20 protein-coding genes are annotated in these 19,160 nt (G+C 67.8%); 14 read left to right on the top strand and 6 right to left on the bottom strand.

Going from position 1 to position 19,160, the window contains the following annotated elements; genetic code table 11:
* The first annotated feature begins 11 nt into the window (after positions 1-11).
* The 14 genes from ACI1V7_RS17235 to ACI1V7_RS17300 all read left to right on the top strand — a co-directional run bounded on the left by ACI1V7_RS17235 (position 12) and on the right by ACI1V7_RS17300 (position 13,856).
* The gene (locus tag ACI1V7_RS17235) at positions 12-1,556 is read left to right on the top strand and encodes a S41 family peptidase (RefSeq protein ID WP_404533027.1); all 1,545 of its coding nucleotides are present in this window, start codon (positions 12-14) and stop codon (positions 1,554-1,556) included.
* Positions 1,553-2,305, top strand: a complete 753-nt coding sequence (locus tag ACI1V7_RS17240; protein ID WP_404533028.1) for a HesA/MoeB/ThiF family protein — start codon at positions 1,553-1,555, stop codon at positions 2,303-2,305. Before ACI1V7_RS17235 ends, ACI1V7_RS17240 begins: the two co-directional genes overlap by 4 nt.
* A 199-nt stretch (positions 2,306-2,504) precedes the next feature.
* Positions 2,505-2,957: a type II secretion system major pseudopilin GspG gene (gene gspG, locus ACI1V7_RS17245; protein WP_404533029.1), complete on the top strand. Its 453-nt coding sequence runs from the start codon at positions 2,505-2,507 to the stop codon at positions 2,955-2,957.
* Positions 2,958-3,000: 43 nt separating this feature from the next.
* The gene (gspH, locus tag ACI1V7_RS17250; protein ID WP_404533030.1) at positions 3,001-3,477 is read left to right on the top strand and encodes a type II secretion system minor pseudopilin GspH; all 477 of its coding nucleotides are present in this window, start codon (positions 3,001-3,003) and stop codon (positions 3,475-3,477) included.
* Positions 3,478-3,491: 14 nt separating this feature from the next.
* The gene (gspI, locus tag ACI1V7_RS17255) at positions 3,492-3,878 is read left to right on the top strand and encodes a type II secretion system minor pseudopilin GspI (RefSeq protein ID WP_404533428.1); all 387 of its coding nucleotides are present in this window, start codon (positions 3,492-3,494) and stop codon (positions 3,876-3,878) included.
* Positions 3,875-4,564 (top strand): PulJ/GspJ family protein, encoded by a 690-nt coding sequence (locus tag ACI1V7_RS17260; RefSeq protein ID WP_404533031.1) that lies wholly within the window; start codon positions 3,875-3,877, stop codon positions 4,562-4,564. The genes gspI and ACI1V7_RS17260 overlap by 4 nt, the downstream gene beginning before the upstream one ends.
* 14 nt (positions 4,565-4,578) lie before the next feature.
* Complete coding sequence (gene gspK, locus ACI1V7_RS17265; protein ID WP_404533032.1) at positions 4,579-5,544, top strand: type II secretion system minor pseudopilin GspK; 966 nt, start codon at positions 4,579-4,581, stop codon at positions 5,542-5,544.
* A 24-nt stretch (positions 5,545-5,568) separates the two neighbouring features.
* Positions 5,569-6,780, top strand: a complete 1,212-nt coding sequence (gspL, locus tag ACI1V7_RS17270) for a type II secretion system protein GspL (protein ID WP_404533033.1) — start codon at positions 5,569-5,571, stop codon at positions 6,778-6,780.
* Entirely contained in the window at positions 6,777-7,295 is a 519-nt protein-coding gene (locus ACI1V7_RS17275) for a type II secretion system protein M (protein ID WP_404533034.1), read from the top strand. Before gspL ends, ACI1V7_RS17275 begins: the two co-directional genes overlap by 4 nt.
* On the top strand, positions 7,292-8,065 hold the full coding sequence (gspN, locus tag ACI1V7_RS17280; RefSeq protein WP_404533035.1) for a type II secretion system protein N: 774 nt from the start codon (positions 7,292-7,294) through the stop codon (positions 8,063-8,065). The genes ACI1V7_RS17275 and gspN overlap by 4 nt, the downstream gene beginning before the upstream one ends.
* Before the next feature lie 80 nt (positions 8,066-8,145).
* Positions 8,146-10,446 (top strand): type II secretion system secretin GspD, encoded by a 2,301-nt coding sequence (gspD, locus tag ACI1V7_RS17285; protein ID WP_404533429.1) that lies wholly within the window; start codon positions 8,146-8,148, stop codon positions 10,444-10,446.
* Between the two features lie 18 nt (positions 10,447-10,464).
* Positions 10,465-11,892, top strand: coding sequence for a type II secretion system ATPase GspE (gspE, locus tag ACI1V7_RS17290; protein WP_404533037.1), 1,428 nt, complete (start codon positions 10,465-10,467; stop codon positions 11,890-11,892).
* Positions 11,893-11,895: 3 nt separating this feature from the next.
* Positions 11,896-13,116, top strand: a complete 1,221-nt coding sequence (gspF, locus tag ACI1V7_RS17295; RefSeq protein WP_404533038.1) for a type II secretion system inner membrane protein GspF — start codon at positions 11,896-11,898, stop codon at positions 13,114-13,116.
* Positions 13,117-13,127: 11 nt separating this feature from the next.
* Positions 13,128-13,856 (top strand): type II secretion system protein N, encoded by a 729-nt coding sequence (locus ACI1V7_RS17300; RefSeq protein WP_404533039.1) that lies wholly within the window; start codon positions 13,128-13,130, stop codon positions 13,854-13,856.
* 66 nt (positions 13,857-13,922) lie between these two features.
* Here ACI1V7_RS17300 and ACI1V7_RS17305 read toward each other — a convergent pair whose 3' ends face one another.
* From ACI1V7_RS17305 to dksA, 6 genes are all read right to left on the bottom strand, one after another.
* Positions 13,923-14,654, bottom strand: coding sequence for a helix-turn-helix domain-containing protein (locus tag ACI1V7_RS17305; RefSeq protein WP_404533040.1), 732 nt, complete (start codon positions 14,652-14,654; stop codon positions 13,923-13,925).
* 118 nt (positions 14,655-14,772) lie between these two features.
* Positions 14,773-14,970 carry a hypothetical protein gene (locus ACI1V7_RS17310; protein ID WP_404533041.1) on the bottom strand — a complete coding sequence of 66 codons (198 nt, stop codon included), beginning with the start codon at positions 14,968-14,970 and terminating at the stop codon, positions 14,773-14,775.
* Between the two features lie 56 nt (positions 14,971-15,026).
* A complete protein-coding gene (gene hslU / locus ACI1V7_RS17315) occupies positions 15,027-16,364 on the bottom strand; it encodes an ATP-dependent protease ATPase subunit HslU (protein ID WP_404533430.1) in 1,338 nt (445 codons plus the stop codon).
* A 34-nt stretch (positions 16,365-16,398) separates the two neighbouring features.
* Positions 16,399-16,935 (bottom strand): ATP-dependent protease subunit HslV, encoded by a 537-nt coding sequence (gene hslV, locus ACI1V7_RS17320; protein WP_290415257.1) that lies wholly within the window; start codon positions 16,933-16,935, stop codon positions 16,399-16,401.
* Between the two features lie 106 nt (positions 16,936-17,041).
* Positions 17,042-18,250, bottom strand: coding sequence for an STAS domain-containing protein (locus ACI1V7_RS17325; RefSeq protein ID WP_404533042.1), 1,209 nt, complete (start codon positions 18,248-18,250; stop codon positions 17,042-17,044).
* A 400-nt stretch (positions 18,251-18,650) separates the two neighbouring features.
* Complete coding sequence (gene dksA, locus ACI1V7_RS17330) at positions 18,651-19,103, bottom strand: RNA polymerase-binding protein DksA (RefSeq protein ID WP_314542715.1); 453 nt, start codon at positions 19,101-19,103, stop codon at positions 18,651-18,653.
* Between the last annotated feature and the right edge of the window lie 57 nt (positions 19,104-19,160).

Here is a 19,160-nt window from a genome sequence, read left to right on the forward strand (position 1 = left end):
TCCAGGAACCTATGCGCAAGCAAATCAAGAATCTCGGGCTGATCGGCGTGGGCATGGCGGCCGGCGTGGCCGCGTCGGTGCAGTTTTCCGCATTTGCGCAGCAGGACGGCGCCGGTAGCGCGGCCAGGAGCGTGGCCAACAGCGCCGCCGCGCCGCTGCCGCTGGACGAATTGCGCCAGCTGGCCGACGTCTACGGCCTCATCAAGAGCGACTACGTCGAGAAGGTCGACGACAAGAAACTGCTGTCCGAAGCCATCGCCGGCATGGTCGCTTCGCTCGACCCCCATTCCGTCTACCTGGACCAGCACGACTTTGCCGAGATGCAGGAAGAGGTGCAGGGCAAGTTCGTCGGCGTCGGCATCGAGGTCGCGATGGAAGACGGCTACGTCAAGATCGTCTCGCCGATCGAGGATACGCCCGCCTACAAGGCCGGCATCAAGGCGGGCGACCTGATCACCCGCATCGACAACGTGCCCGTGAAAGGCCTGTCGCTGGACGAGGCGATCAAGCGCATGCGCGGCGAGCCGCACAGCAAGGTGATGCTGACCATCGCCCGCCGCGGCGCCGACGCGCCCTGGGTGGTGCCGGTGGAACGCCAGGAAATCCGCGTGGTCAGCGTCAAGGGCAAGATGATCGAGCCGGGCTATGCCTGGCTGCGCATCAGCCAGTTCCAGGAAGAGACGGTGGACGAAATGGCCGCCAAGATCCGCGAACTGTATGCCCAGGACCCGAACATCAAGGGAATGGTGCTGGACCTGCGCAACGACCCGGGCGGCCTGCTGCCGGGCGCGATCGGCGTGTCGGCCGCCTTCCTGCCGAAGAACGAGGTGATCGTCTCGACCAAGGGGCAATTGCCGGAATCGAATACCACCTTCTACGGCCGCCGCGACTTCTATGCCAGGCCGGGCAGCGACCCGCTGGCGCAACTGCCGCCGGCGCTCAAGAAGGTGCCGCTGGTGGTGCTGGTCAACACGGGCTCGGCCTCGGCCTCGGAAATCGTCGCCGGCGCCCTGCAGGACTACAAGCGCGCCATCGTGATGGGCAGCCAGACCTTCGGCAAGGGCTCCGTGCAGACGCTGCGCCAGCTGACCCCGGACACCGCCGTCAAGCTGACGACGGCGCGCTACTACACGCCCAAGGGCCGCTCGATCCAGGCACTGGGCATCGTGCCCGACCTGAAGGTCGACGAGACGGCCGAGGGCGACGGCCTGAACGCGCTGCAGGTGCGCGAGGCCGACCTCGACCACCACCTGTCCAACGAGACCAGCGCCAAGGCGGCCGCCAGTGCCAAGGAGCGCCGCGACGAGCTGGAGGAAGAGCAGCGCGCCTTCGCCGCCATGAAGCACGCCAAGCCCCTCGTGTTCGGCGGCAAGGACGACTTCCAGCTGGCCCAGGCGATCAACCACTTCAAGGGCCTGCCCGTGCAGCTGGCCCGGGAAGACGGCGCCGGCGGGGCCGAGGACAAGCCGGCGCCGGCCACGCTGCCGGGCACGGAAAACAAGCCGCCCGAACTGAAGGACGGTGCCAAGCCGGCCATGCCCGCACCCAAGAAATGAACGACCAACAACTGCTGCGCTATTCGCGCCACATCCTGCTCGACGACGTCGGCATCGAGGGCCAGCAACGCATCCTGGCCGCGCACGCGCTGGTGATCGGCGCCGGCGGCCTCGGCTCGCCGGCTGCGCTGTACCTGGCCTCGAGCGGCGTGGGCCGCATCACGCTGGTCGACGACGACGAGGTCGACCTGACGAACCTGCAGCGCCAGGTGATGCACACGACGGCGCGCGTGGGCCAGCCGAAGGTCGCGTCCGGCCGCGATGCCTTGTTGCAGCTCAATCCCGAGATCGAGGTCGTCGCCCTGCGCGAACGCCTGGCGGGCGAGCGCCTGGCCGCACTCGTGGGCAGCGCCGATGTCGTGCTCGATTGCAGCGACAACTTCGCCACCCGCCAGGCCGTCAACCGGGCCTGCGTCGCGGCCGGCGTGCCGCTGGTGTCGGGCGCGGCGATCCGCTTCGACGGCCAGCTGTCCGTGTTCGACGTGCGCGACCCGGCGTCTCCCTGCTATGCCTGCCTGTTCCCTCCCGACAGCCGCTTCGAGGACGTGGCCTGCAGCACGATGGGGGTATTCGCGCCCATGGTCGGCATCATCGGCGCCATGCAGGCGGCCGAGGCACTCAAGCTGCTGGCCGGGGCCGGCCGCTCGCTGGCGGGGCGCCTGCTGATGCTGGACGGTCGTGCGATGGAGTGGACCGACATCGGCGTGGCGCGCAACCCGGCCTGCCCGGTGTGCGCCCAGCGGCACTGATCCGGCACTGATCCAGCACTGATCCAGAACCGAGCGGCATCGAGGCATTAAGAGCGCCCTAAGCGCCGGTGTGTATCCTGACGAACCGGCTGTCTTACAATTGGAGACAGCTGTACGGGTAGCTGTGCTTCCCCATTCCGCCTTATACTAGGTCGATTATCCCGAACGCATCCATTACCAGGATATCCACAATCAGATTATGCAGAACATCTCGCATCGTTTCGCGCGGAACCGCCAGCGCGGCTTCACCCTCGTCGAAATCATGGTCGTCGTGGTCATCATCGGCATCCTGGGCGCCCTGGTCGTGCCCAAGCTGCTGGGCCGCACCGGCGAGTCGCGCGTGACGGCGGCGCGCACCGACATCAAGACCCTCAAGTCGGCGCTCCAGCTGTACAAGCTCGACAACCAGCGCTACCCGACCACCGAGCAGGGCCTGCAAGCCCTCGTGCAGAAGCCGACCAGCGGCCCGGCCGCCAACGGCTGGAAGGATGGCGGCTACATCGAGCGCCTGCCGAAGGATCCCTGGGGCAATGCCTACCAGTACCTGTCGCCGGGCCTGCATGGCGACATCGACATCTTCTCGCTGGGCGCGGACGGCCAGCCGGGCGGTACCGGCGAGGATACGGACGTCGGCTCCTGGGACGACAAATAATTCCCCTGACCACGCGCGTACAGCCCAGGGGGAGGTCATTCCGATGAGCATTCGCGCGCGACGCCCGGCCGGCGGCTTCACCCTGGTGGAGATCATGGTCGTGATGGTCATCATCGGCATCACGCTGGGGATGGTCTCGCTCAACGTCGTCCCCAGCCCGCGCCAGGAGCTGCAGAAGGATGCCCAGCGCCTGGCGCTGCTGCTGCAGCTGGCGCGCGACGAAGCCATCGTGCGCAACCGCCTCGTGACCTTCGAGGCCACGCCCGAGCGCTACCGCTTCCTGGTGCGCAACGAGACGCGCTGGGACCTCATCAACGGCGACGAGATGCTGCGCGAACGCGAATTCGGCAATGCCCCCGTGTCCCTGCTGCTGGACCCCAGCAGCGCCGGCACCGTCAATCCCCTGCGCATCACCTTCGGCCGCGAACCGGTCGACAAGCCCTTCGTCCTGACCCTGGCCAGCGGCAACAGCCGCGTCGCGATCCGGGCCGACGGCGTCGGGCACTTCACGGTCGAATGAGCGGTCGAATGAGCATGCGCACCCCCCACCGCCACGCCGGCTTCACCCTGCTCGAAGTGCTGGTCGCGCTGGTCATCGTCGGCACCGCGCTGGGCGCCGGCCTGCGCGCGGTGGGCAGCCTGAGCGCCAACAGCACGGGCCTGCGCAACGCCATGATGGCGACCTGGTCGGCCGAGAACCGCCTCGTGCAGATCCGCCTGGGCCACGAATTCCCCGAGATCGGCAAGCGCGGCTTCGACTGCCCGCAGGGCGACCTGCGCCTGGTATGCCAGGAAGAGGTGTTCGCCAGCCCGAATCCCCTGCTGCGCCGGGTCGAGGTGTCCGTGTTCGACATCGAGAACCCGAACCGGCGCATCGTCAAGCTGGTGCAACTGGTGCCGCGTCCGCGGCTGGGGGCATGAGCATGACCATGCGGATGGGCCGCCTGTCGCGCGCGCGCGCGTTCACCCTCGTCGAGCTGCTGGTCGCGATCAGCATCCTGGCCATCGTCGCCGTGCTCGGCTGGCGCGGCCTGGACGGCATCATCCGCGCGCGCCAGACCCTCACGGACCAGATGGAAACCACGCGCGGCATGCAGCTCGCCTTCGCCCAGATGCAGAGCGACACGGAGCGCATCGCCAGCCGCGACGTGGTCGGCAACCGGGCCTTCCTGCAGGTGGGCGGCGACCGCTTCACCCTGGTACGCCAGGTCTTCAACGACAACCAGCCGGCGCGGCTGCAGGTGGTGTCCTACCGCGTCGTCAATGGCACGCTGGTGCGGCGCGAGTCGCAGCCCACGCGCGACCTCGTGCAGCTCGACGCGCTGTGGCAGGCCGCCGTCAGCGACAGCGACACGAGCGGCACCGTGGCGCTGGAAGAAAAGGTCGCATCGATGCAGATCGAGACCTGGGTCAATAATGCGTGGCGCCAGGCCGGGATCGACCCGAGCGCGAATGCCGGCGCGACGCCCGGCCGGTCCAATCCCATCCCCGAACAGCTCCAGAACAATGGCGTCGTGCAGACGGGCGATCCGACCGGGATGCAGGTGGCGATCCAGGTCCAGGGCCAGCAGGTGCCGATGCTCAAATCCTTCCTCCTCGTGCCATGAGAATCCGTCGCCCCATGCCCCTGCCCACGCGCCGGCGCGGCGTCGCCGTCGTCACCGCGCTCCTGCTGACCACGCTGGCCGTGTCCATCGTGGCCAGCCTGTTCTGGCAGCAGCAGGTGCAGGTGCGCACGATGGAGAACCAGCGCCTGCAGCTGCAGACCAAGTGGATCCAGCGCGGCGCCCTCGATTGGGCGATCCTGGTCCTGCAGGGCAGTAACCTGCCCTTTACCTCGCTCGACCAGCCCTGGGCCACGCCGCTGGCGGAGACCCGGCTCGACGAATACGTCGAACGCCAGCGGGTCGAGGGAGAAAGATACGACGCCACCCTGTCCGGTAATATTACGGACGCATGCGCACGCTACAATCTGACCAATCTGGCGGAAAACCGGCAACCGGACGAAGGGCAGTTGAGGGCATTCGGACGCTTGCTGACCAACCTGCAGATGGACAGCGGGTTGGCGCGCCGCGTAGCCCAGTATGTGGCAGCCGGTCAATCGGTGCGGGCGCCGGTGGACGACAATACCGATCAGCCGCAGACCAGGACGCAGGTCAGCGGCGTGCAAGGGTCGCCGATGCCGTTCGTCGAAGTCGACGACCTGCTGTCGGTACCGGGTTTCACGCCGGCGATGGTCGAGCGCCTGCGGCCGTACGTCATCGTGCTGCCGGTGAAGTCGACGGTGAACGTGAACACGGCCGCGCCCGAAGTGCTGGCGGCGATGGTGACGGGAATGTCGGTGTCCGAAGCGAATGCGCTGGCGGTCAGGCGGAAGCAGGCGGCTTACCTGTCGATCGACCAGTTTATGAATGAAACGAACGGGAAGGCAGTGACGGCACCTGACTCGCTGGGGATCAAGAGCGACTGGTACCTGGTCAACAGCCGCATCCGCCTGGACCGCGCCGCGCTCGACGCCGAATCGCTGATCCGGCGCGGCGGCGTGGGTCCGGGCGGCACGCGCGTCGTGTGGATCCGCCAATACTGAACAAGATCGAGAAAGCGAGACAGTTTGACTACTCTCTACATCCGGCATCCCGCCCGCGCGGAAGGCGAGCATGCGCTGAGCCGCTTCGCCGTGGTCGGCGATGGCGGCGCCGTCGAACAGCAGGGCGAGGGCCCGCTGCGCAACCTGGGCGACCTGGTCGGGGCCAGCCGCCGCGTCGTGCTGATCCTGGCCGCGGCCGACGTCAGCCTGCTGGCGGTGCAGGCGCCGCCGCTGACCGGCGCGCGCCTGAAGGCGGCGCTGCCGGCGCTGGTCGAGGAACACATCCTGGGCGACCCGGACGACGCCGTGCTGGTGGCCGCCCCCGAGCAGCCGGACGGCACCCGGCCCATCGCCGTGGCCGACCGCGACTGGCTCGAAGGCCTCGTGCGCAGCCTGCTGGTGCAGGGCGCGCGCTCGGTGGCCGCCGTGCCGGCCCAATTGTGCCTGCCGCTGCTGCCGGGCAGCGTGTCGGCCGCCGTCTCCGGCGCCGAACTGACGCTGCGCCAGGGCCTGTTCCAGGGCTTCGGCCTGGCGCTCGACGCCAATCCGGCCGCCGTGCTGCAGACCGCGCGCGCCTTCAGTGGCGACGCCCCGCTGGCGCTGTACGTGCCGCGCGGCGAGGTCGGCGAATACGCGGCGCTGGCCCAGGAAGCGGGACCCGGCATCACGATCGAGGCGGACGACTGGGCGCACTGGATCGCCGGCTCGAAAAGCACGGCGCTGGACCTGGTGTCCGGCCTGGGCGCGGCCGGCGTGCCGGCGCGCGACTGGCGCCGCTGGCGCTGGCCGATCCGCCTGGCGCTGCTCGCCATCGCCATCAACCTGGTTGGCCTGAATTTGGACTGGCTGCGCCTGCGCCGCGAAGCCGATACCGTGCGCCAGTCGATGAATACCACCTTCCGCTCCGTGTACCCGCGCGAGACGGCGATCCTCGATCCGGTGCTGCAGATGCGCCAGAACATCGCGCGCGCCCGCGCCAACACGGGCGAGACCTCGCCCGACGAATTCACCTACCTGGCGTCCGCGTTCGGCGAAGCCGCGCGCGCCAGCGGACGCCAACCCGGCATTGCGTCAATGGAGTACCGTGAACGCGCGCTCATCGTCAAAGTCAAACCCGAGACCGCCGATCCCGGCCTCGTCGGGCAACTGCGCACGGCCCTGGCCACGCGCCGCCTGAGCCTGGAGGAAGCCGCGCCGGGCAACTGGACCATCCGCAGCACAGGAGCCAAGCAATGAGCATCGCCACCACCATCGCCCAGGTCCGCGAGCGCGCCGCCACGCAGTGGCTCGCCCGCACCGAGCAGGAACGGCGTCTCCTTGCGATCGGCGGCGCCGTCGTGCTGCTGGCGATCGTCTACCTGCTGCTGGTCGACCCGGCCCTCGAGGGCCGCGCGCGCCTGAACCGCTCCTTGCCGCAACTGCGCCAGCAGGCCGCCGAACTGCAGGCCATGGCACAGGAAGCGAACGCGCTGGCGCGCGCGCCGGCCGTGCAGGTGGCGCCGCTGTCGCGCGAGGCCATCGACGCCAGCCTGAATGGACGCGGCCTGAAGCCGCAATCGCTGTCGGCCACCGGGGAATTCATCAAGCTGCAGTTCAACGACGTGCCGTTCGCCGCTCTGGCCACCTGGCTGGACGAGCAGCGCCGCGCCAACCGGGTGCAGGTGCAGGACGCGGCCATCACCTCGCTGCCGGCCGCGGGCCAGGTCGACGCCAGCCTGACGCTGCGTCAGAACACCGGCACCGCCCAATGAGGCGCGCGCTGTCGTGGATCCTGCTGGCCGTGCTGGCGGTGGCGGCCACGGTCCTGGTCTTCCTGCCGGCCGCCTGGCTCGGCCCCATCGTCGAACGCCAGACGGGCGGCCGTTTGACTCTGGGGGATGCGCAGGGTACGCTGTGGCGCGGCTCAGCCTTCGTGGGCGGCGCGCCGGGAGAAGGCGGGGCGGTCACGCCGCTGCTGCCGGGACGGTTTTCCTGGCGGCTGTCGCCGCTGGTGCTGTTCGGGCAGGTGAACATGGAATTGGCCAACGACCAGGCGCTGGCGCAGCCGGTGCGCGTCAGCGGCAGCTGGTCGCAGTGGCAGGTCAGCGCCGGCGAGCTGCTGCTGCCGGCCGAGGGCCTGGCCGGCCTGGGCGCTCCCCTGAACACGCTGGCGCCGTCGGGCGCGATCCGCCTGTCCTGGAACCTGCTGGACATCGCCCGCGTGGGCAATGCGGTCGCGGTGAACGGCCGCACGGTACTGGTCATGAACGACATGGGATCGCGCATGAGTCCCATCAAGCCGCTGGGCAGCTACGAGATGGCCATGGACTGGCGCGGGCAGGAGGCCGACCTGACACTGCGCACCGTGCGCGGCGCGCTGCTGCTGTCGGGCAGCGGGGCGCTGCAGAACGGCCGCCTGCGCTTCTCGGGCCAGGCCGCCGCCGCCGAAGGATACGAAGACACGCTGGGCAACCTGCTGGGCCTCCTGGGCCAGCGCCGAATGGTGAACGGCAAGAACATAATCGCACTCGAGTTTAGATAATGAAAAACACCCACGCAGTCGTCCAGACCACCGTCGTCCCGTCCGCAGTCGACACATCTCGCTCGGTGCGCCTCCCTGCCATGCGCCGCCTCGCGGCCAGCGTCATGCTGTGCTGCGCGGTCGGCACGGCGCTTCCCCCGGTGACGGCGTTCGCCCAGGATGGCGCCGCACTGAATTTCGTCAACGCCGACATGGAATCGGTGATCAAGGCGGTCGGCCACTACACCGGCATGACCTTCATCATCGACCCGCGCGTCAAGGGCACGCTGACCCTCGTGTCGGAAAAATCGCTGACCAAGGCCCAGGCGTTCGCCCTGCTGACCTCCGCGCTGCGCCTGCAGGGCTATGCCGTCGTCACCGGCGACGGCTTCGCCAAGGTGGTGCCGGAAGCGGAAGCCAAGCTGCAGGCCTCGCCGACCCAGGTCGGCAGCGGCGGTTCGCGCGCCAAGGGCGACCAGGTCGCGACCCAGGTCTACCGCCTGCAGCACGAGTCGGCGGCCAACCTGACGGCCGTGCTGCGTCCCCTGATCTCGCCGAACAACTCGATCATGGCCGACCCGGGCAACAACAGCCTGGTGATTACCGACTATGCCGACAACCTGCGCCGCCTGTCGAAGATCATCGCTGCGCTCGACGCGCCCTCGACCAGCGACCTGGACGTGATCCCCATCCGCAACGGCATCGCCAGCGACGTCGCGACCCTCGTCACCCGCCTGCTGGAACCGAGCCCGGGCGGCGATTCCGGCCGCGTCACCGTGCTGGCCGATCCGCGCACCAATTCCGTGATCGTGCGCGCGCCGTCGCTGGCGCGCGCCAACATGGCCAAGTCCCTGATCGCCAAGCTCGACCAGCCGACGGCGGAACTGGGCAATATCCACGTCGTCTACCTGAAGAACGCGGACGCCAGCAAGGTCGCGCAGACGCTGCGCGCCGTAGTGTCGCAGGACGCCTCGGCCGTGCCCGTGCAGCAGCAGGGCACGTCGGGCGGCTCGATCCAGTCGGGCACGGCGGGCGGCAGCGGCAACAACAGCGGGCTGGGCGGGTCGAACCAGCAGAGCAGCATCGGCGCGGGCGGCACCGGCGGCACTTCGGCCCAGCAGGGCCAGGCGACGTCCAACGGCGCCGGCGGCGGCCAGGGCTCCGGCTTCATCCAGGCCGACGCGTCGACCAACAGCCTCATCATCACGGCGCCGGACGCCGTCTACCGCAACCTGCGCGGCGTCATCGACCAGCTCGACGTGCGCCGCGCCCAGGTGTACATCGAGGCGCTGGTGGTCGAGGTCACGTCGAACAAGGCGTCCGAATTCGGCGTCCAGTGGATCGGCCTGTCCGGCGACAGCAGCAGCAAGTACCGCGTCGGCGGCGTGCAGTCGTTCAACAACAACGGCACCAACAACATCATCAACCTGGCCGCCGCCGCGGCCGGCGTGAGCAGCTCGACGAGCACGGGCGGCTCCACGCTGCCGGCCCTGAACGGCTTGTCGATCGGCATCTTCCGCCAGATCAACGGCCAGCTGGGCCTGGGCGCGGTCGCCAGCGCCCTCGAGAACGACGGCAATGCCAACATCCTGTCCACGCCGAACATGATCACGCTGGACAATGAGCTGGCCACGATCAAGGTCGGCCAGAACATCCCGATCCTGACGGGCTCGTTCACGACGGGCACGAGCGGCGCCAACAACCCGTTCCAGACGGTGGACCGCAAGGACGTGGGCCTGCTGCTGAAGGTGCGCCCGCAGATTTCGGAAGGCGGTACCATCAAGCTGGCCATCTACCACGAGAACTCGGGCATCGACAATTCCGTCACGTCGTCCTCGGGCATCGTGACGACGGTGCGCGCGATCGAGAGCAACGTGCTGGCCGACGACGGCCAGATCATCGTGCTGGGCGGCCTGATCTCGGACGACGAGTCCGAGAACAACGAAAAGGTGCGCGGCCTGGGCGACATCCCGGTGATCGGCAACCTGTTCAAGTACCGCACCCGCGCGCGCGCCAAACGCAACCTGATGGTGTTCCTGCGGCCGGTCGTCGTGCGCAGCAAGGAGCAGAACGCGAGCATCTCGATGGACCGCTACGAATACATGCGCGCCGCCGGCAGCCAGGCCCAGCCGGTCGACGACTCGATCCTGGTGCGCAACCTGGGCGCGCCGATGCTGCCGCCGCTGAACCAGGGCGGCCAGCCGCCGGCGGGCGGCAGCATGGCGACGATGCCGCCGCCGGCACCCGTCAGCGCGCGCCCGGGCGCCGCCACCGGCCCCGGCACGACGCAACCGCGCCAGCCGGCCCAGCCGAATGCCCAGCCGCAGACGGGCGTCGGCGAGTTCCGCCCCGTGCAACCGCAGCCCGAGTACCGCCCCGCGGCACCCGTGCAGCAACAATGAGCAGATTGATCCGACATCATGAATAACCTGTTGCCTTACGCATTCGCACGCGACTACGGCGTGCTGGCGCGTTCCAACGGCGACCCGGCGCAAGCCGTCGAGGTACTCGTCTCGAACGCGACCAAGCCGGCCGCGATCGCGGAAGTCTCGCGCCGCTTCGGGCGCATCAGCCTGCGCCGCATGGAGCGCGCCGAGCTGGAAGCGGCGATCGCCTCGGCCTACCAGTCGGCTGGCGGCGACGCCTCCCAGGTCGCCGACGAGTTCGACGCCGACCTCGACCTCACCAAGCTGCTGCAGGACGTGCCCGCCATCGAGGACTTGCTGGAGTCGTCCGACGACGCCCCCGTCATCCGGATGATCAACGCGCTGCTCACGCAATCGCTGCGCGAAGGGGCGTCCGACATCCACATCGAACCGTTCGAGCAGACGTCCGTCGTGCGCTTCCGCATCGACGGCGCGCTGCGCGACATCGTGCGTCCGCGCAAGGCGATCCACGCCTCGCTGATCTCGCGTATCAAGATCATGTCGCAGCTGGACATCGCCGAGAAGCGCCTGCCGCAGGACGGCCGCATCACGCTGCGCATCGGCGGCAAGCCCGTCGACGTGCGCGTGTCCACCTTGCCGACCGGCCACGGCGAGCGCGCCGTGCTGCGTCTGCTCGACAAGGAGGCGGGCCGCCTCGATCTGTCGCACCTGGGCATGAGCGACGAGCTGCTGCCCCAGTTCGACAAGCTGATCAACCAGCCGCACGGCATCGTGCTCGTCACGGGCCCCACCGGTTCCGGCAAGACCACCACGCTGTACGCCGCCCTGTCGCGCCTGAACGCCACCACGACCAACGTGATGACGGTGGAAGACCCGATCGAATACGATTTGCCGGGCATCGGCCAGACGCAGGTGAATGCGCGCATCGACATGACCTTCGCCAAGGCGCTGCGCGCGATCCTGCGCCAGGACCCGGACGTGATCATGATCGGCGAGATCCGCGACCTGGAAACGGCGCAGATCGCCGTCCAGGCCTCGCTGACGGGCCACCTGGTGCTGGCCACGCTGCACACGAACGACGCCGCCTCGGCCGTCACCCGCCTGCTCGACATGGGCATCGAACCGTTCCTGCTGTCGTCCTCGCTGCTGGGCGTGATGGCCCAGCGCCTCGTGCGCAAGCTGTGTCCCTACTGCAAGCGCGAGGAGGGGCCGGGCCAGTGGGTGGCCGTCGGCTGCGACCGTTGCGGTCACACGGGCTACCAGGGCCGCGTCGGTATCTACGAGCTGCTGGAAACCAACGACGAGATCCGCGCCCAGATCCACAACCAGGTGTCGGAAGCGGAGATCCGCGACACGGCGCTCAAGTCCGGCATGAAGACGATGCGCCAGGACGGCGAGCGCTGGGTACGCGAGGGCGTCACCACCGAGGCCGAGCTGCTGCGCGTGGCGAAGGCGGACTGATCCATGCCAGCCTTCCGCTACGAAGCCGTCGACACGGGCGGCATCACCCGCAAGGGCGTGCTCAATGCCGACAGCCCGCGTGCGGCGCGTGCCGACCTGCGCCTGCAGGGGCTGACGCCGCTGAACGTCGAAGCGATTTCGGCCCAGGTGGACGAAAGTGGTGCGGCGCGCGCGCGCGGCTTCGGCGAGCGCCTGTCCCAGGTCGAACTGGCGCTGTTCACGCGCCAGCTGGCCAGCCTGCTGGAAGCGGGGCTGCCGCTGGAGCAGGCGTTCACGGCCTTGCTGGAACAGGCCGAGCGCGCCTACGTGCGCGACCTGGTCGCTTCGATCCGTTCGGAAGTCATGGGCGGCACCTCGTTCTCCAGCGCGCTGTCGCGCCACCCGCGCGACTTCACCGACATCTACCGGGCGCTGGTCGGTTCCGGCGAACAGATCGGCCAGCTGGCGCGCGTGCTGTCGCGCCTGGCCGACTACATCGAGCGCCGCAACGCCCTCGTGCAGCGCGTGCGCCTGGCGTTCACCTATCCGGCCATCGTCACCGTGGTCGCGTTCGCCATCGTGATCTTCCTGCTCACCTATGTCGTGCCGCAGATCGTCTCGGTGTTCGCCAACACCAAGCAGAAACTGCCCGTCCTCACCGTGGTGATGCTGGGCGTGTCGAACTTCACCCGTGCCTACGGGATCTACGTTGCCTTGCTCGTCATCGCCGCCTGGTTCCTGTGGCGCCGCGCCTTGCAGAACCCGGTACTCAAGCGGCGCTGGCATGCCTGGCTGCTGACGGCGCCCGTGTACGGCAAGTTCGAGCGCAGCCTGAACACGACGCGCTTCGCCAGCACGCTGGCGATCACCACCGGTTCCGGCGTGCCGATCCTGCGCGCGCTGGAGACGAGCCGCGACACGCTGTCCAACGTGGCGATGCGCGAACTGGTCGAGGATGCGACGGGCAGCGTGCGCGAGGGCGTGAGCCTGGCGCGTGCCCTATCGGCGCAGAAACTGTTCCCGCCGATGCTGGTGCACATGATCCGCGCCGGCGAGATCACCGGCGAACTGCCCGCCATGCTGGAGCGGGCATCGAATGCGCAGCAGGCCGATTTCGAGCGGCGCGCACTGACCATCGCCGGCCTGCTGGAGCCGGTGCTGATCCTGGCCATGGGCCTGGTCGTCCTCCTGATCGTGCTGGCGGTCCTGATGCCGATTATCGAAATTAACCAGCTGGTGCGCTGACAAGGATATTGATGAACAAGCGTTTGCCTCTTCTGTTGAGTTTGATTGGCGTGATCCTGCTGGCGGCCTCGCTCGCCTACTGGATCCTGCAGCTTTACCAGCCGCCGCAGCGTCCGATCGCGGCCGTGCCGGCCTCGAACGTGCCGGAGCCGTCGATCGATGCCGCCGCCACGCTGTTCGGCGGCCAGGTCGCCGTCGCCAGCGCCACCAATTACCAGCTGACGGGGATCGTCGCGGCCGGCCGCGAGAGCGTCGCCATCCTCGTCGCCGACAATGCGCCCCCGAAGGCGCTCAAGGTAGGCAAGGAAGTTTCTCCGGGCGTTACGCTGGCCGAAGTCCATCCGCGCTACGTGATGCTGTCCGATGGCGGCGTGATGAAGCGCGTCGACCTGGCGGCCGATGCCAAGGCGGCCGCGCCGATGGGCGCCGTGCTGACGGGCGTGCCGGGCATGCAGCCTGGGAATGTGCCGCAGGGAGCGCAGGGCGCGCGTCCGATGCCGCCGCAGCAGCAGGCCATGACCCCGGCCGGTACCCCGGCTCCGCAAGCGGCGCCGAACGCGAACCTGGTGCCGGAGCCGCCCATGTCGCCGGGCGCCGTGTCGCAACAACAGCAGCAGCAGCCGGTGCCGGAATTCGTGCCGCCGGGCGACGTGGGCCCGCGCGAGGCGCCGGCCGGCAACCAGAACGCGCCGCAGATGCCGGCCGCGCAGCAACCGACGGCCAATCCGCAGACGCAGTGATCGCTTGCCGGCGCGATGTCGGCGCCGGTTTCAGGACATCCTTCAGCGCATCCTTCAGCGCACTCTTCAGCGCCTGAGCGCCGTGAAAGCGGCGAATTCCCACGAGCGGAACCCCACCAGCAAGGTAAAGCCGTCGCGCTCCTGCGCCGGCAGGCGCCGGTCGTTGCGGTGCAATCGCGCCAGTTCTCCCGCCAGTTGATGGATTTTCTCGGCCAGTTCGCCCGCCGAGGCGAGGGACAGGCGCGCAGGCAGGCACATCAGCGTTTCGCCGGCACCGTCGAAACGGCCCTGGAAATAATCGCTGACGACGTGTTCGCGGAAGAAGCGCTGCACGGGACCGTCCGGCAGCCAGCGGAAGGCGTTCGACACGCGTACCCGGTAGCGGTTCAGGGGCTTGAGTTCGATGACGCCCAGGCGGTCGAGTTCGACCAGCAGGCCGATGCACTCGGCTTCCGTCAGGCGGTAGGTTTCGACGATCTGTTCCATGTTCCAGTTGCCCAGGCAGCAGATCGCCACCAGCAGCAGGCGCGGGTGGTTCACCAGCGCATTTTCCTGGACCAGGGTGAGGGTATCGGCCTGGGGACGGGCATCGGCGGCGCGCCGCAGCACGTCTTCCAGCGCGATGCCGGCGGCCTGGCAGATCTGCGCAAGGCGCGACAGCGTCATGTCCTTCTGGCCGAACATGCGCTTGATGCTCGATTCGCTCATGGCGATGCGGTCGGCCAGCATCTTGTAGGTAATACCGGCGGCGCGCAATTCCGCGCGCAGCACGTCCAGCAGCATGTCGGGAGAGCTCATGGGTTCCGCTGTTGATAGTTACTCGATGGGAACCAATGTACAGAAGAGCGGGGCGTTGTTCAACAGCGGACGCTGCCTTGGCGGGGTGATGCGAACATCCGGTGGGCACATGGTGCTCTTAGTCATCCTCGGCCACCAGCGGCAGCTTCTTCAGCGCGCGCTTTTCTTCCAGCCGCTTGCTGGCCGCCGGTTTGTCGTGCGAACCGGCCGCGCGCGCCTTGGCGAAGCCGGCGAACGGGTTGCGCGGCTTGAGGGGCGGCGTGGGTTCGACGCGCAGGCGCATCTTTTGCCGGGTTGCCAATGCCTTGTTTGCCATGTCCGCTCCTATGCGAAAAAAAAAGGCGCCCTCGCGGGCGCCCGTGCAGCGTCGCGTTACAGCACGTAGCGCGACAGGTCTTCGTTGACGGCCAGCGCGTCGAGGCGCTCGTTGACGTAGCCGGCGTCGATCGTCAGGGTCTGGCCCGACTTGTCGCTGGCCGAGTAGGAAATTTCCTCGAGCAGCTTTTCCATCACCGTGTACAGGCGGCGCGCGCCGATGTTCTCGGTACGCTCGTTGACCGAATAAGCGATCTCGGCCAGGCGATGGATGCCGTCCGCGGCGAATTCCAGCTTGACGCCCTCGGTCGCCAGCAGCGCCTCGTACTGCTTGGTCAGGCTGGCGTGGGTAGCGGTCAGGATGCTCTTGAAATCCTCGATCGACAGCGATTCCAGCTCGACGCGGATCGGGAAGCGGCCCTGCAGCTCCGGGATCAGGTCCGACGGCTTGGACAGGTGGAAGGCGCCCGAGGCGATGAACAGGATGTGGTCGGTCTTGATCATGCCGTACTTCGTGTTCACCGTCGTGCCCTCGACCAGCGGCAGCAGGTCGCGCTGCACGCCGGCGCGCGAGACGTCGGCGCCGCCGTGTTCAGAGCGCGTGGCGATCTTGTCGACCTCGTCCAGGAACACGATGCCGTTCTGCTCGACGTTGGCGATGGCCTTCTGCTTCATCTCGTCCTCGTTGACGAGCTTGGCGGCCTCTTCGTCGATGAGCAGCTTCAATGCCTCCTTGACCTTCATCTTGCGCGGTTTCTTGCGTCCGGAGCCGACGCCGGCGAACATCGACTTGATCTGCTCCGTCATTTCTTCCATGCCCGGCGGCGCCATGATTTCCATCTGCGGCGCGCTTTCCGAAACTTCGATCTCGACTTCCTTGTCGTCGAGGGCGCCTTCGCGCAGGCGCTTGCGGAAGGTCTGGCGGGTGGTGTCGCCGCCTTCCTTGCCGTCGTCGTTGCTGACGTTGAAGCCGAAGTCGCGCGCCGGCGGCACGAGGATGTCGATGATGCGGTCTTCCGCCGCGTCCTCGGCGCGCTGGCGCATCTTCGCCATCTCGCTGGCGCGGGTCTGCTTGATGCCGATGTCGATCAGGTCGCGGATGATGGTGTCGACGTCGCGGCCGACATAGCCCACCTCGGTGAACTTGGTCGCCTCGACCTTGATGAAGGGCGCGTCGGCCAGCTTGGCCAGGCGGCGCGCGATTTCGGTCTTGCCGACGCCGGTCGGGCCGATCATCAGGATGTTCTTCGGCGTGATCTCGTGGCGCAGCGGTTCCTCGACCTGCTGGCGCCGCCAGCGGTTACGCAGGGCAATCGATACCGCACGCTTGGCCTTGCCCTGGCCGACGACGTGCTTGTCCAGTTCCGAAACGATTTCGGACGGGGTCATGTTCATGAGTTTATTCATTTCAGTAATCCCTGTCGGACGCTCAGTCGAGCGTCTCGATGATGTGCGACATATTCGTATAGATGCACAGTTCGCCGGCGATGGTCAGCGCCTTCTTGACGACGTCGGCCGGGGCCATGTCCGTGTTTTCCTGCAGGGCCTTGGCGGCCGACTGCGCATAGATGCCGCCCGAGCCGATCGCGCCGATGCCGTCTTCCGGTTCGAGCACGTCGCCGTTGCCGGTGATGATCAGGGTCTTCTCGCGGTCGGCCACCAGCAGCATGGCTTCCAGGCGGCGCAGGACGCGGTCGGTGCGCCAGTCCTTGGCCAGCTCGACCGAGGCGCGCAGCAGGTTGCCCTGGTGTTTTTCCAGTTTCGCTTCGAAGCGGTCCAGCAGGGTGAAGGCGTCGGCCGTGCCGCCGGCAAAGCCGCACAGCACCTTGTTCTGGTACAGCTTGCGCACCTTGCGCGCCGAACCCTTCATGACGACGTTACCCAAGGTGACTTGTCCATCGCCGCCGAGCGCTACCTGGTTGCCGCGCCGGACGCTGACGATCGTCGTGCCGTGAAATTGTTCCATATTTGCCTCGTGGTTGATCTGCTCACCGCAAGTGGGGATGTCATATGAAATTGCAAGATATTGACGTGTTGATCGTCAACTTTTGCTTTTTGGAACGAGTTTGGACTCAGTACTTGTGCGCGTACAGGCGCACCAGCTCGCCCGCGCCCAGCAGGCGCAGCAGCACGGCGACGACGTGGTTCAGGTCGCGCAGCACGACGTCGCGGCCTTGATCCGCCATGCCGCGCAGCTGGGCTGCCAGGGCGTTCGCGGCCGCGTAGTCGATGTGCGCCAGGCGCGAGCAATCCAGCACCAGGGCCGGGTAGCGGGCCGCATGCGCGGCGATGGCGTCGAGGAGCGCCGTGGCGTCGCCGCGGATGGCGGCCGGCAGCAGGAAGCGGTCGGCCGCCGGGCCCGGGCCGGCGCCCAGGCTGATGGCGGCCAGCTTCGGCGCCTCGAACGAAGGCGGCGAGACTTCGAAGGTGAGGCAGTAATCCATCGCCGTTTCCTCGAAGTCCTTTTCGCGGTTGGCCAGCAGCAGCAGTTCCAGCAACAGCAGCCAGGGCGCTTCGGAGGCGGTGCGTTCGCCGATCGCCAGCATCGGGCGCAGCAGGGTGGCGAGCTGGTCGGCGCCTGCCAGCACCAGCTCGCGTTCGCCGGCGCGCAGCGCCTGCAGCGCGGACAGCAGCAGGGCGCAGCCGGCCGGGGTGGCATGGGTGACCGCCTGGAACTCGAAGCGCACCAGCGGACTGGGCGAGGGCGCCAGGACACGCGCCAGTTGCGCTTCGATCGATTCGTCCAGCTTGCCGGACAGGACCGCGGTCGGCACCGCACCGGCGAACTGGCGCGCGGGCGCGGTGCCCGCTGGAGACAACGGGGTCCAGGCCGGCGGCGAGGTCTCGAAGCGGCTCGCATAGTCGATCGCGACGCTGTCGAATTCGCTTTCCTGGCCCAGGATCTGGTACAGGTCGAATAGCATCCACCAGGGCTGGCGTTCGCTTCCCGCTTCGGCCAGGCTGGCGCGCAATACCGTGCAGGCGGCGCCGAGCTGGTCGTTGGCGTACAGGATGGCGGCTTCCTCCACGGCCGGCGCGCTGGACGGCACGGCGGCCGCATCGGGCAATTCCTCGGCGCCCAGCGCACGGTCCGTGTCGAGGGAAGGCGGGGCGGCTATGGCGATGCCGGACGCCGCGGCGGGCACGCGGCGCTTGCCGGCCCAGGTCTCGTCGTCGAAGATGTCGGCGATCATTTCCAGCTCGATCTCGTCGATCTTGGCGGCGGTGGCACGCGCGATCGCGCGCTGGCGCTCGCGCTCCGCCTCGTTGTCGAGGCCCATGCGCGAGGGCGGTCCGGCGAGGGGGGGCGCGGCAGCGTGCGCAGAAGCGGGCACAGAAGCGGGCACAGAAGCGGACGCAACAGCGGGTGCCTGAGCCGCGGCGGGCGCATCGTTCTTTTTCTTCAGGAAGGAGAAAAAACCCACATGTTCCTCGTCGGCGGAAATCCAGTCGGCATCGCGCACGGCAGGGCCGGGATACCGGTCGAAACAGTAGCACGGCCACGCGCGCTGCATGGCACGCACACCTGCGTTGCGTCAATCGCCGCGTGTGTCGCGCGCGCGGCGGTCGTGCGTGTCGCTAGTGTAGACGATAGGAAATGTCTCGTGCATATACGTGCACGGGCCTTAAAACAAAAAAGCATGCGACGGGCGCATGCTTTTTCGTGGGGAGTGGCGGCGATCAGTCGCCGTACAGCTTCTGCTTCAGTTCGCGGCGCTGCTGCGCTTCCAGCGACAGCGTGGCGGTCGGACGGGCGATCAGGCGCGGGATGCCGATCGGTTCGCCCGTTTCCTCGCACCAGCCGTATTCGCCGGTGTCGATCGAGGCCAGCGACTGCTGCACTTTCTTGAGCAGCTTGCGTTCGCGGTCGCGGGTACGCAGTTCCAGCGCGTGCTCTTCCTCGATGGTGGCGCGGTCGGCCGGATCGGGGACGAGGACGGTCTCGCGCAGGTGCTCGGTCGTCTCGCCAGCATTCTTGAGGAGTTCCTTTTCGAGCTCCTGGAGGCGGTTCTTGAAGAACGCCAGCTGGGCCGGGTTCATGTAGTCGTCGTCGCTCATGGCCCGAATTTCTTCTTCCGTCAGGAGGCGTTCTTCGGGCTGCGCAACGGTATTCGGTTTGCTTGTTTTAGTCATGACTTCACTTACCTTTGATACGACAGAGTTTCCATTTTAACAGCTAACTCGGCGCTG

This window comes from Massilia paldalensis, assembly GCF_044901715.1.
Classification (GTDB): domain Bacteria; phylum Pseudomonadota; class Gammaproteobacteria; order Burkholderiales; family Burkholderiaceae_D; genus Telluria; species Telluria paldalensis.

Bases quoted from the DNA above. Each gene is read 5' to 3' on its own strand.
- hslV (WP_290415257.1), bottom strand. From the start codon at position 16,935: ATGGAACAATTTCACGGCACGACGATCGTCAGCGTCCGGCGCGGCAAC.
- gspD (WP_404533429.1), top strand. From the start codon at position 8,146: ATGCGCCGCCTCGCGGCCAGCGTCATGCTGTGCTGCGCGGTCGGCACG.
- gspF (WP_404533038.1), top strand. From the start codon at position 11,896: ATGCCAGCCTTCCGCTACGAAGCCGTCGACACGGGCGGCATCACCCGC.
- ACI1V7_RS17235 (WP_404533027.1), top strand. From the start codon at position 12: ATGCGCAAGCAAATCAAGAATCTCGGGCTGATCGGCGTGGGCATGGCG.
- gspI (WP_404533428.1), top strand. From the start codon at position 3,492: ATGCGCACCCCCCACCGCCACGCCGGCTTCACCCTGCTCGAAGTGCTG.
- dksA (WP_314542715.1), bottom strand. From the start codon at position 19,103: ATGACTAAAACAAGCAAACCGAATACCGTTGCGCAGCCCGAAGAACGC.
- ACI1V7_RS17325 (WP_404533042.1), bottom strand. From the start codon at position 18,250: ATGGGCCTCGACAACGAGGCGGAGCGCGAGCGCCAGCGCGCGATCGCG.
- ACI1V7_RS17240 (WP_404533028.1), top strand. From the start codon at position 1,553: ATGAACGACCAACAACTGCTGCGCTATTCGCGCCACATCCTGCTCGAC.
- gspN (WP_404533035.1), top strand. From the start codon at position 7,292: ATGAGGCGCGCGCTGTCGTGGATCCTGCTGGCCGTGCTGGCGGTGGCG.
- ACI1V7_RS17310 (WP_404533041.1), bottom strand. From the start codon at position 14,970: ATGGCAAACAAGGCATTGGCAACCCGGCAAAAGATGCGCCTGCGCGTC.
- ACI1V7_RS17275 (WP_404533034.1), top strand. From the start codon at position 6,777: ATGAGCATCGCCACCACCATCGCCCAGGTCCGCGAGCGCGCCGCCACG.
- ACI1V7_RS17260 (WP_404533031.1), top strand. From the start codon at position 3,875: ATGAGCATGACCATGCGGATGGGCCGCCTGTCGCGCGCGCGCGCGTTC.
- gspE (WP_404533037.1), top strand. From the start codon at position 10,465: ATGAATAACCTGTTGCCTTACGCATTCGCACGCGACTACGGCGTGCTG.
- gspH (WP_404533030.1), top strand. From the start codon at position 3,001: ATGAGCATTCGCGCGCGACGCCCGGCCGGCGGCTTCACCCTGGTGGAG.
- ACI1V7_RS17300 (WP_404533039.1), top strand. From the start codon at position 13,128: ATGAACAAGCGTTTGCCTCTTCTGTTGAGTTTGATTGGCGTGATCCTG.
- hslU (WP_404533430.1), bottom strand. From the start codon at position 16,364: ATGAACATGACCCCGTCCGAAATCGTTTCGGAACTGGACAAGCACGTC.
- ACI1V7_RS17305 (WP_404533040.1), bottom strand. From the start codon at position 14,654: ATGAGCTCTCCCGACATGCTGCTGGACGTGCTGCGCGCGGAATTGCGC.
- gspK (WP_404533032.1), top strand. From the start codon at position 4,579: ATGCCCCTGCCCACGCGCCGGCGCGGCGTCGCCGTCGTCACCGCGCTC.
- gspG (WP_404533029.1), top strand. From the start codon at position 2,505: ATGCAGAACATCTCGCATCGTTTCGCGCGGAACCGCCAGCGCGGCTTC.